11 protein-coding genes are annotated in these 15,313 nt (G+C 55.8%); 4 read left to right on the top strand and 7 right to left on the bottom strand.

The annotated features are described in order from the left end of the window. The first annotated feature begins 69 nt into the window (after positions 1-69). A complete protein-coding gene (locus tag JYE49_RS09195) occupies positions 70-1,173 on the top strand; it encodes an FMN-binding protein (RefSeq protein ID WP_093956988.1) in 1,104 nt (367 codons plus the stop codon). Between the two features lie 80 nt (positions 1,174-1,253). On the opposite strand, the gene JYE49_RS09200 is transcribed toward JYE49_RS09195, so the two are convergent. The 7 genes from JYE49_RS09200 to JYE49_RS09230 all read right to left on the bottom strand — a co-directional run bounded on the left by JYE49_RS09200 (position 1,254) and on the right by JYE49_RS09230 (position 11,212). Then, positions 1,254-2,978: an ABC transporter ATP-binding protein gene (locus JYE49_RS09200; protein ID WP_093956987.1), complete on the bottom strand. Its 1,725-nt coding sequence runs from the start codon at positions 2,976-2,978 to the stop codon at positions 1,254-1,256. A gap of 4 nt (positions 2,979-2,982) precedes the next feature. Next, on the bottom strand, positions 2,983-4,716 hold the full coding sequence (locus tag JYE49_RS09205; RefSeq protein ID WP_093956986.1) for an ABC transporter ATP-binding protein: 1,734 nt from the start codon (positions 4,714-4,716) through the stop codon (positions 2,983-2,985). A 154-nt stretch (positions 4,717-4,870) separates the two neighbouring features. Beyond that, complete coding sequence (locus JYE49_RS09210; protein WP_093956985.1) at positions 4,871-5,485, bottom strand: TetR/AcrR family transcriptional regulator; 615 nt, start codon at positions 5,483-5,485, stop codon at positions 4,871-4,873. 169 nt (positions 5,486-5,654) lie between these two features. After that, the gene (gene gpmA, locus JYE49_RS09215) at positions 5,655-6,401 is read right to left on the bottom strand and encodes a 2,3-diphosphoglycerate-dependent phosphoglycerate mutase (RefSeq protein WP_093957258.1); all 747 of its coding nucleotides are present in this window, start codon (positions 6,399-6,401) and stop codon (positions 5,655-5,657) included. 151 nt (positions 6,402-6,552) lie between these two features. Beyond that, positions 6,553-7,851 carry a phosphopyruvate hydratase gene (eno, locus tag JYE49_RS09220; RefSeq protein ID WP_093956984.1) on the bottom strand — a complete coding sequence of 433 codons (1,299 nt, stop codon included), beginning with the start codon at positions 7,849-7,851 and terminating at the stop codon, positions 6,553-6,555. 251 nt (positions 7,852-8,102) lie between these two features. After that, complete coding sequence (locus JYE49_RS09225) at positions 8,103-10,400, bottom strand: ABC transporter permease (protein WP_093956983.1); 2,298 nt, start codon at positions 10,398-10,400, stop codon at positions 8,103-8,105. 110 nt (positions 10,401-10,510) lie between these two features. Next, positions 10,511-11,212 carry an ABC transporter ATP-binding protein gene (locus JYE49_RS09230; protein WP_093956982.1) on the bottom strand — a complete coding sequence of 234 codons (702 nt, stop codon included), beginning with the start codon at positions 11,210-11,212 and terminating at the stop codon, positions 10,511-10,513. 260 nt (positions 11,213-11,472) lie between these two features. Between JYE49_RS09230 and JYE49_RS09235 the strand changes: the two genes are divergently transcribed. From JYE49_RS09235 to JYE49_RS09245, 3 genes are all read left to right on the top strand, one after another. Continuing rightward, on the top strand, positions 11,473-12,087 hold the full coding sequence (locus tag JYE49_RS09235) for a TetR/AcrR family transcriptional regulator (RefSeq protein WP_093956981.1): 615 nt from the start codon (positions 11,473-11,475) through the stop codon (positions 12,085-12,087). An 82-nt stretch (positions 12,088-12,169) separates the two neighbouring features. Next, entirely contained in the window at positions 12,170-13,933 is a 1,764-nt protein-coding gene (locus JYE49_RS09240; protein ID WP_093956980.1) for an ABC transporter ATP-binding protein, read from the top strand. Next, positions 13,926-15,305, top strand: a complete 1,380-nt coding sequence (locus JYE49_RS09245; RefSeq protein WP_346763113.1) for an ABC transporter ATP-binding protein — start codon at positions 13,926-13,928, stop codon at positions 15,303-15,305. Before JYE49_RS09240 ends, JYE49_RS09245 begins: the two co-directional genes overlap by 8 nt. The last annotated feature ends 8 nt before the right edge of the window (positions 15,306-15,313 follow it).

The following is a 15,313-nucleotide window of genomic DNA, read 5'->3' on the forward strand; positions in this document are numbered from 1 at the left end:
GATCTGCGGACGATATCATCTTGCTGTTAGTTAATTCTAACCTTATTATATATAAGGAGGACCCTTTTGATGAAAATGCTCCGTTCCCTTCTCGCCCTGATGCTGGTGCTGTCCCTGGCCGCCTGCGCCGGCTGCGCCCTGGCCGGCAAAACGCTCGAGGGCGATGCCAACGTGGATCAACGCTGCTACCCTTCCACCACACCCTTTATCCATCCGCCCTTCTACAACGTGAAGCTTTCCGTGGAAGTTGATGACAACGGCGTCATCACCTCCGTGAAGGACAACGGCACCGGCGCCGCCGGCTCCGTGCAGAAAGGCAATGAGGAATTCTGGGAAAAGAAGAACAAGCCCTATTTTGACGCCGCCGTCAACGGTGGCTTGCTGGACAAGTTTGTCGGCAAAACCGTCGATGAAGTCAAAGCCATGGACATGACCGCGGGAATGGATGCCGTTTCCGGCGCCACCATGGTCAGCGCCGCCGCGCAGGAAGCCGTGATCAACGCCTTTGAAGGTAAAGCCGGCAAAACCTTCCTGGCTGTGGAAGGCTCCGCCCTCCCCTTTGAAAAGCTCGATGGAAATACCGTCACCCTTTCCAATGCCCTGCCGGAGGATTTTGACCTCCAGGTTCTGGATATCCGCTGGGGCGTCCGCAATGAGGAAATCGTTCCCGCCGACAGCTACACCGTGGAAATCGCCGACGGCAAGGTCAGTATCACCTTCAGTGATATCGCTGCCCTGAAGGCCGGCTATTACTATGTGAACGTGGTGGACGCCACCGCGAAGTACCGTTCTCCCTCCTTTGAAGGCGGTCCCGCCGCTGCCCAGGCGCCTTACTTCATCATCGACAGCGGCCTTTCTGCTGATGATATCTCCTTTGACGGTAAAGCAGTCACCCTTGCTTCCGGTTCCATGGCCGATTTCCTGCAGAACATCCAGCATGTACAGATCCTGGCCGAAGGCGCCGAAAAGGCTGCCGAGCAGGAAATCGTGGGCCACCACGGTACCGTCGGTAACTTCATCGCCCTGGATGAAAACGGCGTCCTGAACGCGGACGGCGTCGTCAAGGCCCGCAACGGAGATGAAAGCCCCCTCTTCGAAGCCGGCACACAGTACACCGTGACCGTTGCCGCCTTCGGTTATCCGGAACTGGTTTTCCCCTACACCAAGCCCTGATTCATTCTGAACAAGCAGGAAGCCGCCGATCACCTCGGCGGCTTCCTTTGTTTTTGCCGGCAGCACCGTTCCTTCGCGGATCACGATGCCTGCAGCGTCACCATATGGGCATAGGCTCCCTGCCGGTCCATCAGGGCCGCATGGTTTCCCTGCTCAACAATCTTCCCGTCAGCAATTACCAGGATCTGATCCGCGTCCCGGATCGTCTTCAGCCTGTGGGCAATCACCAGCAGGGTCTTGTTCCGGCACAGCTCGGAAATGGCCTCCTGGATCGCCCTTTCGTTATCCGCGTCCACGCTGGCCGTTGCCTCGTCCAGGATGACGATCGGCGCGTCCTTCAGGATACACCGGGCGATGGAAATCCGCTGTTTTTCACCGCCGGAAAGGGAGGCTCCGCCTTCACCGATCACAGTATCAAATCCATCCGGAAGCTGCATGATGAAATCGTAGCACCTCGCCTTTTTCGCCGCTTCCTCCACCTCTTCCCGCGTCGCGTCCGGACGGGCAATGGCGATGTTGTTGTAAACCGTATCCTGGAACAGGTACACCCGCTGGAACACCATGCTGATCTGGTCCATCAGCCTGCCGAGGGATACTTCCCGGATATCCTTTCCTTTCACCAGGATCCTTCCGTTTCCAACGTCCCAGAAACGTGCCAGCAGTGACGCGATCGTGGATTTTCCGCCGCCGGACGGGCCCACCAGCGCTGTCATTTCTCCCGGTTTCACCTTAAAGGATATGTCTTTCAGCACGTCCTTGCCGGTGTAGCCGAAACTGACGTGGTCATACTCGATGGCTGCGGCTTCACTGTCGGCCTGCGTAAACGTCTTCCAGCCTACATCCTTCATTTCTTCAGCGTCAAACACTTCCTCAATCCGGTCCAGGCTTGCGGATGTCACGGTCAGCCTGGCCATCTGGCTGTAATACCCCTTCACGGAGCCAAACAGGTCATACAGGAACAGCGCCATACCCACCATATAGGTATCCGGAATCACGCCCTGGCTGAAAAGGAAACCTGACAGAGCCAGCATCAGGGCCGTTCCGATGCCGAAGGTCAGATGCAGTGCCCTGGCCCACGGGCCGTACGCGATTTCAAACGCGATACTCTCCCGGCAGCTTTTCGCGAATTCATCTGTCAGCTTTTTCGATTTCTCCCCCAGCAGGTTGTAGGATTTGATCACGCCGATTCCTTCCGCGAAGTCAAGCACTTCCTCGGTCAGGGATTCGCTTCCCTCCTGCTTGATCACGGAATGCTTCAGCGAAACCTTCAGCATCAGGTTGCCCACAATCATGAACGCGGCCACAACCGCCAATGAAAGCAGGCCGAGCCAGGGATTCATTGCAAACATGGAAATCGTCATCAGTCCCTGGGCAATGATGAAGGACACCAGCTCCGACAGCACGCCCATACAGTTTTCCTCAATAAAAACCATATCTGTGCCCAGCACCGAGCTGATCTTGCCGATATTGCCCTCCGTGAAATAGCCCATGGGCAGCTTCCGCAGGTGATCGCCCAGCTTCATCCGCAGGTCGGCAAATACCATATAGCCCGTTGCGGACTGCAGCACATTGCTGACGTGTTCAAAAACCGCTGCCAGGATCACGCTGGCCACGATTGCGATGCCGAAGTACAGGCATTTCTGCGTGTCCATCTGTCCCTGCATGAATAGGCTGATCACGAAGAAGCTCAGGAACAGCGGAGCCTTCAGCATAATGCCCTTCAGGAAGGCCGGTATATAGGACAGCCGGATCCGTGTTTTGTATTTCCCGGTCATCCTGATAATTCTGCGCAGTATTTTCAGCATCGTCTTACGCCTCCTTGATCTTCCAGGCGCTCGCGCTGACGGAGGCGTCCCAGAACTTTTTATACTCGGCACAGCCGGACAGGAGCTTATCATGCGTGTCTGCCGCTATGCAGGCTCCGTCTTTCATCACGCAGATCCGGTCCGCGTTCCGGACTGTCGACAGCCTGTGCGCGATCACAAACACCGTCTTGTTCCGGATAATTTCATCAATCGCCTTATTCAGCTTCTCTTCATTCTCCGGATCCATAAAGGCCGTAGCCTCATCCAGCACAATGATCGGCGCGTCTTTCAGGATAGCGCGGGCCAGGGAAATCCGCTGCCGTTCGCCGCCGGAAAGCTGTTTGCCACCGTCACCCGCCTGGGTTTCAATGCCCTGGGGCAGCCGCTGCAGGAATTCGTCGCACTGTGCCCTGTGCGCAGCCTCCAGCACCTGCTCCCGGGTCGCGTCCGGTTTGCCGATCAGGATGTTTTCATACAGGGTAGTGTTAAACAGGAACTGCTCCTGTGATACATACGCGATCTGGTCGTTCAGTGCTTCCAGGGACATCTCCGTGATATCCTGCCCGCCGATCCGGATCTTTCCGCTGTCCAGGTCGTAGTAGTGCACCAGCAGCTTGGCCAGCGTCGATTTGCCGCTGCCGGATTCCCCGACCAGCGCCGTTGTGGTTCCCTGCTTCAGGGACAGGCTGACGCCGTGCAGCACTTCCGTATCTTCATAACTGAAGTGAACGTCCTCAAACGAGATATCCCGGTTCTTCCCCGTAAATCCGGCGGTTCCTTCCTTCACCGGAGGATGATCCATCAGCTTCTCCAGCTCCGCAATCTTGTATTCCAGCTGCGGGAATTTCCCCGCGAAGTTCATCGCCTTCAGGAGGGAGGGACCCACGGCGAAGGACATACAGAGCACCAGCACCAGCTTGTCCAGTGCGATGCTTCCCGACAGCACCAGCAGGGCACCCACGGGAAGGATCAGCAGGGCCAGGCATGGCAGCACGCTGGAATAGGCAGCCATCCACGGCCAGCACACCTTGTACCATGCGATGGTAAAGTCACGATAGCTGCGGACCACGTCCCCGAATTTCCGGTAGGATTCCCCGTCCTTGTTGAATACCTTCACAACCTCCATGCCGTTCACATACTCGACAATGGTGTTGTTCATCCTGGCCGCGGATTCGTAGTAGGCGTTCATTTTGGACATGCCCGCCTTCATCATCATGCTCATGGATATCATGCCCACAACCAGGGGAACCAGGGACAAAAGCCCCAGCTTCCAGCTGACAATGAACATCAGCACAACAATCAGCGCCGGAATGAAGATGTTGGCAATGCCTTCCGGAATCGCGTGCGCCAGCAGCAGTTCAATCTGGTCAATATCATCCGTAAAGACCTTTTTGATCCGTCCGGTGCCCAGTCCCTGTATGTTGCCCAGCGGCTGTTTTTCCAGCTTTCCCTGCAGGGAAACGCGCAGGTTCTTCAGCGTGTTGTAGGCGCTCACATGGGAAAAAGAAAGCCCCTGTACATAAAGAAATGAGAACAGAATCTCGCACACCGCCACCCCGGCCACCCGGATCATGATATAGCCCAGGTCAATGTGTTCTCCCCTGGTAAGCGGCGCGATAATCTGATAAAGGAAATAATACGGAATCACATGGGCCACAATACCCAGCGACATCAGCACGGCCGCCCAGACCGTGTATTTTTTGTATTCTCCGATATACGCAGAAACCTTTTTAAACATTTACTCCTCCTGTTCGCCCGCGGTACGCCTGTGACCCGGGCTTTCTTTCCGTCATTGGATCCCCATTCCCCTGTTGTCTGTCTTTCTCACCTTCTGTTTATTAGTTAAAACTAACCAATCGTCTTATTTTTAAGCCGTCTTTCGACGGCTTAGTTTACTTCAGGCAGATTGCCCCGGCCCAGTCAAAGCACCGGCACAGCACCCGGCAGTGTTCCTCTATTTCCTCCCAGGTCATCCTGTGGATAAAGGGCTCATACACCGCCATCCAGAAGGAGGAGCATAGCATATGCATCTCGGTTTCGGATATTTCCGCCTCCGCCAGTCCCCTTCTCCTCGTCTCCCGGTAATATTGCATGTAGGCGTCCGTCATCCGGAAGGCAAAATCATGCCCGTAGTTTTCGTAAGCAGTTCCGGCGGATTTTTCCAGCAGCAGCACAAAGCCTTCACGGACATCCCACAGCATCCTGAACATGTCCAGGATGGCTTTCTCATCCATAATCCATGTCGCACGCACCTCATCGTCCGCCATCCGGGCAAAATCGATTTCCCGCCGCAGGGTAATAAAGCTGTCCAGCTTCTCCGTCGTTTCCTGCACCACCGCCCGGAAAAGCTCTTCCTTGCCCTTGTACCGCTTATAGACAGCCCCTGTGGTCACGCCCGCGTTATCGCAGATAGTTTTCAGTTCAGCCTTTAAAAACCCGCGGTCCATAAACTCTTTCCGGGCGCTCTCCAGCAGCCTGGGATCAATGCTCGTATCTCGTACCGACATTCGCACCTCTCACTGATAATCCATTTACTGATAATCCGGTTATCGGTGATACTTTAGCACGCCATGTTAGTCTTGTCAAACAACCGGTCAATATCAGGCAACCGCCGCAAACAAAAGCTCCCTGCATCACCCGATGCAGGGAGCTTTTTCACAACATGTCCTTGCTTGATTACTGCTGCTTTTTGCCCTGGTTCGCCACTGCTTCCATCTTGGCCTTCAGTGCTTCCTGGTCTCCAAGGTAATAGGATCTGATCACCTTGAAATCATCATCAAACTCATAAACCAGCGGGGTTCCCGTCGGAATATTAACCCCGACAATCTCCTCATCGGAGATGTTGTCAAAGTATTTTACCAGGGCCCGCAGGCTGTTTCCGTGAGCCGCGATAATGACGCGCTTACCCTCCTGCATGTCAGGTTTGATCACTTCGTTGAAATAGAGCACCACACGCTCAATTGTGGTCTCCAGGCTTTCATTGGCAGGCAGCAGTCCCTTGTCCACATCACGGTACATCGGCTGTTTCAGCGCGGATCTTTCATCGTCCGCATCCAGGGCCGGCGGCTTGATGTTGAAGGAACGGCGCCAGATCTTTACCTGTTCCTCGCCGTACTTTTCAGCCGTCTCCGACTTATTCAACCCCTGCAGCGCGCCGTAGTGGCGTTCGTTCAGCTTCCAGCTCTTGTTCACCGGCAGCCAGGCGCGGTCCATTTCATCCAGGATATGATACAGTGTGTGAATGGCCCGCTTGAGATAAGAGGTGTAGCACACGTCAAAATCATAGCCTTCTTCTTTCAGCAGCTTTCCCGCGTTTTTCGCTTCCTCGTGCCCCTTTTCACTCAGGTCCACATCAGTCCAGCCCGTGAACAGATTCAGCTTGTTCCACTCGCTCTCACCATGCCGTACCAGTACCAGTTTCATCATATGAATTCTCCTTTCTGTCAGCGCACATGCAGTCTTCTCCCTGATCTGATTAGCTTGTTCCTAAAAGCGTTTCTTTCACTCAGCCATCTGAAATCGAACAATCCGCCGGTATTCTCCGGCGGACTGTCAGATAACCGGTATCAAAAGCTTACTTCTTCACCTGGAAGGCGTCGAATCCGGGATAGACGGCGTTCGCACCCAGGCTTTCCTCAATGCGCAGCAGCTGGTTGTACTTTGCCACGCGCTCGGAACGGCTGGGAGCACCCGTCTTGATCTGCCGGGTATTCAGTGCCACAGCCAGGTCCGCAATGGTGGTATCCTCCGTCTCACCGCTGCGGTGGGAGGTAACGGCGGTGTATCCGGCCTTGTGGGCCATCTTGATGGCTTCCAGCGTCTCGGAAACAGAACCGATCTGGTTCAGCTTGATCAGGATGGAGTTGGCGCAGCCCAGCTTGATACCCTTGGCCAGGCGCTCCGTGTTGGTCACGAACAGGTCGTCGCCCACCAGCTGCACCCTGCTGCCCAGCTTTGCGGTCATCTTCTGCCAGCCTTCCCAGTCTTCCTCGTCCAGGCCGTCTTCAATGGAGATGATCGGATACTTGTCGATCAGGGACTCCCAGTGGGCAATCAGCTCATCGGAGGTGAAGTCCTTGCCGGACTTGGGCTGATGATAATAACCCTTGCCCTTCTCGCTCTTCCATTCGGAGGAGGCGGCGTCCATGGCCAGCACAAAATCCTTGCCGGGTTCATATCCGGCGTCCTTCACAGCCTGCAGGATATGCTCAATCGTATCCTCGTCGCTCTTCAGGTTGGGCGCGAAACCGCCTTCATCGCCGACGGCAGTGGTCTCGCCTTCAGCCTTCAGCAGCTTCTGCAGGGCGTGGAACACTTCTGTGCACATACGCAGGCCTTCGCGGAAGGAGGAGGCACCCGCGGGCATAATCATGAATTCCTGCGTATCCACAGAATTGGAGGCATGTGCGCCGCCGTTGAGGATATTCATCATGGGAACCGGCAGGTTGTTGCCCTGCACGCCGCCCAGGAACTGGTGAAGGGAAACGCCCAGCGCTTCGGCGGCCGCCTTCGCGGCTGCGATGGAAACCGCCAGGATGGCGTTGGCGCCCAGGTTGGATTTATCTTTGGTACCGTCGGCCTTCAGCATGGCGCCGTCCACGGCGTAAGTGTCCCGGGCGTCGATGCCCTGGAGCACGTCGTTAATCACGGTATTGACGTTATTCACAGCCTTGGAAACACCCTTGCCGCCGAAACGGCTCTTATCGCCGTCCCGGAGCTCCAGCGCCTCAAATTCACCAGTGGAAGCGCCGGACGGAGCCGCGCCGCGTCCGATAATGCCATTGGCGAGGGTTACCTCCGCCTCAACGGTAGGATTGCCGCGGGAGTCAATGATCTCGCGCCCTGTAACTTTTGTGATGGAGAAATTGTTCAAAGCTGATTCATCCTTTCCTGCTGTTTTGATTCAAAAAAACCGGACGCCCAGGACAGAAGTGGAAGAGACCTGGACGCCCGGCCCTAAGTTGGTGGAAGAGGCCATCTTCCGGGAGGTATACTATCATCCGTTGTTAGTCATGTCAAACTCTTGACCATAATTCGTCTAAATCAGACAAACACACAATACAAAAACCCGGACCCTTTCGGATCCGGATAATTGTTTAACTAAATATAATTATGAATTGTGAATTATTCTTCGGTTTTCAGCGCCGCAACCATGTCAATATGCCGGTTCTTCCGGGCTACCATCAGGCCCACAATCAGGGAAACGCCGAAGGTCAGCACAATGGAAAGCAGATAGGTCCCGGGACCCAGTGTCAGCTTCATCTCATATTCCGAAGCCAAAGCCGTCAGCAGGTATTGCAGCACGCCCACGCCCGCCGGCAGGCCGATCAGGATACCGATCACCGTCAGCCACAGGTTCTGGCTGATCAGCAGCCGGCCGATCTTGCTGTTCTTGAAGCCGACCACCTTCAGCGTTGCCATCTCCCGGTACCGTTCCGTGTAGCTCATCACGCCCAGGTTGTACAGCACCACGATGCCCAGCGCCACCGCCGCGATCACCAGCAGCCAGATCATCTTGTTCATCAGGTCAATGAACGTCTCAAAGGAATCCATGATAGACCGCTTGCTCTGGGTGTTCAGGATCCAGTCATTAGCCTCAATCTCCGTTGAATCTGTAAACACCGCGCTGATCGTGTAGCTCACGCCGGTCTTCTCCGCCAGGGTGCGGGTCATCATGATGCTCTCGCTCAGGCACTTGCAGATGCCTGCCACCGGCACGGTATAGCTTTCGTCCGTGCCGTAGGGCGAGAAGGTGATCTCATCCCCTGCTCCCACGCCTGCCGCCGTTGCCACCCGCTCGCCGATATAGGCGCCGTCGTCCGTCAGGGAGGTGATGTTCATATCCTGGTTCGCGAACCGGATCTTGTCATGGGTAATCTCATAGACTTCCAGCGTATACCCTTTGTCGCCGATCTGCACGCTGCGCAGCGCCACCCAGTCTCCGTCATACTTCTCCGCCAGTGCGGCCGCTTCCTCATTGGTTACGTTCTCCGTGTCCAGGTTGATCCTTGTGGTGTAGTTGTAGGCCTGGTCAAAGAATATATCCATAAAGGAATCCAGGGTATCCTTCATGCCCATGCCGCCCACCAGCAGCACCATGCAGCCCACAACGCCGAAGAGCGTCATCCAGGACCGGGATTTATGCCGCAGCAGATCCCTCAGGTTCCATTTGATTCCGAAACCCAGCGCCTTGAACCGCTTGGTTTCCTCCACGGCCAGGTGCTTCATCCGTTTGGGCGTATAAGGCCGCAGCGCATCCGCTGCCGTACCCTGCAGCATCTTCCTTACGGACAGGAAGCCGATCAGGGTCAGGAATACATTGATCAGCACGATCACCAGCCAGCTGAAGGACGGCGCGTACAGCGTCAGGTGAAGCATATCCAGGTAAATAGCCATGGCGCTGTCCGGGTTGATGATAAACCAGCCCAGCCCGTAGCCGATGGCGATGCCCAGCACTGATCCGATCAATCCGATGATCAGGGCATAGGAGGTATAGTGCGTCAGGATCCGCTTGTTCTTGAATCCCAGTGCCTTCATCGTGCCGATCTGCCGTTTTTCACTGGCCGTAATCCGGTGCATGGTGGTCACCATGGTCAGGATCGCAATAGCCAGGAACAATACCGGCAGAATGGATCCCATGGTCTTGCCTTCATCAACCTCACCCTGGGCTTCCTTCCAGGTGAAGGTTTCCTCCCGGGACACCACCAGCAGCGTCCGTCCCAGCGCCTTGTCCAGTTTCTCCACGAAGTCCGCCTTCTCCAGGCCGCTCTTCACGTTCAGCTGCATATACAGCGATCCGCCGATGAACATCTTCGCCATGGCAGGGATCGCGTTGTCCATCATCTTCGGGGAGATGAAACCGAAACCGTGGGAGTTGTAGTCCGGCATCATCTGGGTCTCGTCCGGCAGGCAGATCAGGTATTCGCTGGACTTGACCAGGCCCTTCACGGTGCCGGTCACCTCGATCATTTTATAGGTCAGGCTCATGCTGTCGCCCAGCCCGATTCCGTTTGCCGCGGCATAACGGTCTGAAAGCCAGATCCCGTTCTCGCTTTCCGGGTCATATTCTTCCCCGGAGGTCACCAGCAAGCCGGATACCTTCGGGTTCTCCACCACCGTCATGGCCAGGGTGTCTTCCGTCCCCTTCACCGCCGTGATCACGGACAGGTACCGGGTGGCGTCCTCCACCCCGTCAATGGCCAGCACCTTCTGCAGGTCTTCCTCGCTGAAGGCTTTCTCGGCATAGATCCGGTAATCCGCATAACCGGTCGCGTCATAAATCTCTGTCAGGTTCTTTTCCAGGCTGTACCATTCAATATTGAATCCCAGGAACACTCCTACCCCAAAGGCAATCATCAATACCATGGAGATAAACTGCGCCTTGTACCTCCACAGCGTCCGAAACAACTTCTTGATCAACATAAAACTCAATCCTCTTTATTAGGAACTTCACATGTTTTTCCAGAGTATATAAAACCAATCATAATTATGAATTGTGAATTATGAATTATGAATTCCGAAGAAGCGGACTGTTACCAGTCCACTTCTTCGACTGTCAGCGGCTTTTCCTGTTCTTCACAGGACTTGATCTTTCCGTTCTTCACCCGGATCACCACGTCCGCCATCTTCGCGATGTTCTGGTTATGCGTCACAATGATGATCGTCTTCTTCATATCCCGGGCCATGGACAGCAGCAGCTTCAGCACCATCACGCCCGTCTCGGAATCCAGTGCGCCGGTAGGCTCATCGCACAGCAGGATCTGCGGGTTCTTCGCCAGCGCCCGGGCAATGGATACCCGCTGTTGCTCGCCGCCGGACAGTTCGGACGGAAACTGATGAATGTGATCGGCCAGGCCTACTTCCCGCAGCATGTCATGGCTGCTCAGCGGGTTGATGGCAATTTCCTTCACCAGGGCCACGTTCTCGATCACCGTCAGGGTCGGGATCAGGTTATAGCTCTGGAACACAAAACCCACGGTTTCCGCCCGGTAATCCGCCAGCTCGTTCTCCGTCAGGGTGGAAATATCTTTTCCGTTCACAATAATGGTCCCCTCTGTCGGACTGTCCAGGCCGCCCAGCAGGTTCAGCAGCGTGCTCTTTCCCGCGCCGCTGGGTCCGAGAATCACAATGAACTTTCCCTCTTCCAGGGAAAGATCCACATGATCCAGCGCCCGCTGTTCATGATCACCGTTCCGGTAAACCCGGGAAACATTCTTCAGTTCCACGATACTCATTGGTTCGTCTCCTTTATGCTTGTTAGTTGCGGCTAACTATAGGCCCTAAAAAAACTGCTCTCTGTCGATTTCTTTTCAGAGATCAGTTTCCGCGGTGTTAGTCGTGTCTAAAATTGTATACCATACAGGGCGAAATTTGTCAAGTGCAAACGTTTGAAATTAGAAAATTCTAATTTTGTTGTTGACAGACCGCCCTGAACCGTGTATTCTGTCTGCCGTAAGTGAACAGTGTTCGCTTAAGTCCGAAAGGAGGCGTCTCCATGGCCCGTGATAAATCCGCCCATCATGAAAAGATCATCGCTGCCGCCTGGGAGGAGTTCATGACTTACGGCTTCACGGACGCTTCCATGCGGCGTATCGCCGCGGCCGCGGGCATGAGCGTGGCCGGCCTGTACAAGCACTTTACCGGCAAGGAGGAGATGTTCGCCGCCCTGGTGGAGCCTGCCTGCCAGGGACTCATTGACATGTACCGGCAGGAGGAAACAGCCGAGCGCATGGCCGCCCATGACGGCAGCCTCACCGATAAATGGGAGCAGGGCGGTGAAGCCCGGCTGGCCATGACCTACATTTATGATCACCTGGATGCTTTCCGCCTGCTGATCTGCAAATCCGCCGGCACCCGGTATGAATCCTTCCTCCATGACCTGGCGGTGGAAGAGGAAAAGACCACCATGGCCCTGATGGAGCTGCTGAAGGAGCAGGGTGTACACATCAACGACGTCAATCCGGAGGAATTCCACCTGCTGGTCACCACCAGCATCAGCGCCATTTTCCAGGCGGTGGTGCACGGGTTCAACCGCGAGGATGCCATGCACTATGCCGACACCCTCGACGCCTTCTACACCGGAAGCTGGCAGGTGCTTTTCGGCTACTGAGCCCCTTTATTTTCGTAACATCGGGGGCGCTTTTTTTCGCCCTTGTTGTTAGCCAATTCTAACTTAGGAGGTCGATCTTCCCATGGCAAAACAGGCAAAAGCCCGTAAACGCAGCACCTTCAGCTGGGTGATGGAGTTTGCGGGCACCCGCAGGAGCAGTTACGTCATCAGCGTGCTGCTGGCAATCGCCAATGTGGTCTGCGGTTTCATTCCCTTTCTCTATCTGGCCAACATCGTCCGGAGGCTGCTGGAAGGTACAGCGGATTTCTCCTACTGCCTGACGCAGGTCCTGTATATGGGTCTGTTCTGGGTGCTGAGCCGGCTGTTCCACACCTTCTCCACCACCATGTCCCATAAAGCCACCTTTGAGGTGCTGGCGGGTATCCGCCGGCAGCTGACGAGGAAACTGGCCCGGATGCCCCTGGGCGACGTGCTGGATGAATCCTCCGGCACCTATAAAAACATCATCGTAGAACGCGTGGATTCCATGGAAACAACCCTGGCCCACATGATTCCCGAAGTGACCTCCAACCTCCTGATTCCCTTTGTGATCTTCGGTTATATGGTCAGTATCGACTGGCGTCTGGCGCTGCTTTCCCTGCTGACGGTGCCGGTAGGCTTCGCCTGCTTCGCACTGATGATGCGCGGCATGAAGGAAGACTATACAAACACCATCGTCAAAACCAAGGCGCTGAACGATACTGCTGTGGAATACATCAACGGCATTGAAGTCATCAAGGCTTTCGGCAAGGCAAAAACCAGCTATGACAAGTTTGTGACCGCCGCAAAGGAAGGCTCCGACTGCTTCGTTCAGTGGATGCGCCGCTGCAACGTTTACCAGAACACGGCTATGGCCGTCCTGCCGGCTACCCTGCTGCCCCTGCTGCCCTTCGGCGTGAGCTATTTCATGAACGGCTCCGTCACCGCGCCGGACCTAGTCATGCTGATCATCCTGGCCATGGGCCTGATCACGCCCTTCATCATGGCCTCCAACTACATGGATGACCTGAGCAAATGCGGCACCATCATCGGCGAGGTGACCACCATCCTGACCAAGCCGGAGCTGAAGCGTCCGGAACGGCTGGCCCAGTCCCCCGTCGGCACCACCATCTGCCTGAATGACGTGCATTTCGCCTATAAGGAAGAGGAAGTGCTCCACGGCGTAAACCTGACCATTGAAGAAGGTACCGTCAACGCCCTGGTCGGCCCCTCCGGTTCCGGTAAGAGCACCATCGCCAAGCTGATCGCTTCCTTCTGGGATGTGGACAGCGGTGAAATCACCTTCGGCGGTACCGACATCCGGGACATTCCGCTGGATGACTACCAGCACCGCATCGCCTACGTGTCCCAGGATAACTACCTGTTCGACCTTAGCGTCATGGAAAACATCCGCCTCGGCAATCCCAAAGCCACCGACGCACAGGTTATTGAAGCCGCAAAGGCCTGCGGCTGCCATGATTTCATCATGCAGCTGGAGAACGGCTACCAGACGATCTGCGGCGGCGCCGGCGGCCACCTGTCCGGCGGCGAACGCCAGCGTATCTCCATCGCCCGGGCCATGCTGAAGAACGCGCCCGTCATCATCCTGGACGAAGCCACCGCTTATACAGATCCGGAAAATGAAGCGCTGGTCCAGCAGAGCGTTGCGAAACTGGTCAAGGGCCGCACGCTGCTGGTCATCGCCCACCGCCTGTCCACCATTGCCTCCGCCGACCAGATCATCCTGATCAACAACGGCCGCGTCGAAGCGTCCGGAACCCAGCAGGAACTGCTGGACAGCAGCGACCTGTACCGGAGCATGTGGCATGCTCATATTGCCGCGAAGGAGGCTGAGGACGTTGCTTAAGATCCTAAAAGAATACTTTGATTTCTGTAATAAAACAGACCGGAATAAATTCTACCTGGCCGTGGTGCTGGGCGTCCTCCGGGCCATGTTCTCCGTCCTGCGGATCACCGCCGTTGCGGTGGTTGTTCAGGGGCTCATTGAAGGTCAGCTGACCTCCCGTCACCTGTGGCTTTCCTTTGGCATCATGGCCGTCTCCGTCATCGGCCAGATCATGGTGACCCTGAAAACCACCATGCTCCAGTGTGAAGCCGGCTATCATTCCTGCTGCAACAAGCGCATTGAGATTGCCGAGCACCTGCGTTACCTGCCCATGGGTTTCTTTAACCGCAACTCCCTGGGTGCCATCACCAACGTGACCACCAACACCATGGAATCCCTGGCGGATGTGGCTGCCCGGATCGTCATGGTCACCACCCAGGGCATCCTGACCACGTCTGTCATCGCCATCTTTGTCCTGGCCTTTGACTGGCGCATCGGTCTCGTCCTGGTGGCCGGCATCCTGCTCTTCCTGCTGTTCAACTCCCGGATGCAGAAAGCCACCGTCCCGCTGGCTTCCCGGAAGCATAACGCGGACGAAGACCTGGTTTCCCAGGTCATCGAATACGTCCAGGGTATCGCTGAAGTAAAGAACTATTCCATGACCGACAGCCGGGCAAAGCGCCTGGACGCCGCCATCAACGAGAAGCGGGATACCGATACCGCCGTGGAATTCACCGTCATGCCCTGGGTCACCATCCAGAACATCACCACTAAGCTCACCGGCATGCTGATGAGTATTCTCTCCCTGAAGTTCTATTTCGACGGCACCATGCCGCTGCTCTACTGCATCATGATGATGATCTCCGCCTTCATGGTCTTTGAAAGCCTGGAGGCCATGGGCTCCTTCTCCGCCCTGCTGCGGACCGTCCATGTGGCTGTAACAAAAACAAAGGAAATCATGGATATGCCGCCCATGGATATCGACGGAGCGGACATCACCCCAGCCAGACGGGATATTGAGCTGAAGAACGTGGACTTCTCCTACGACCGGAAAAAGATCATCGACAATGTGTCCCTGACCATTCCGGAAAAGACCACCACCGCCTTCGTCGGTCCCTCCGGCGGCGGCAAAACCACCCTGTGCCACCTCATGGCCCGGTTCTGGGACGTGCAGGGCGGCCAGGTGCTCCTGGGCGGCCGGAACGTGAAGGATTACAGTTTCGACTCCCTGATGAAGAACTTCAGCTTTGTGTTCCAGAATGTCTACCTGTTTGAGGATACAATCGCCAACAACATCCGCTTCGGCGAACCGGGCGCCTCCATGGACCGGGTCATTGACGCGGCGAAGAAGGCCCGCTGCCACGACTTCATCATGGCCCTGCCGGATGGTTAGGTTACGAT

Source organism: Aristaeella hokkaidonensis, from assembly GCF_018128945.1.
Taxonomy (GTDB): Bacteria; Bacillota; Clostridia; order Christensenellales; family Aristaeellaceae; genus Aristaeella; species Aristaeella hokkaidonensis.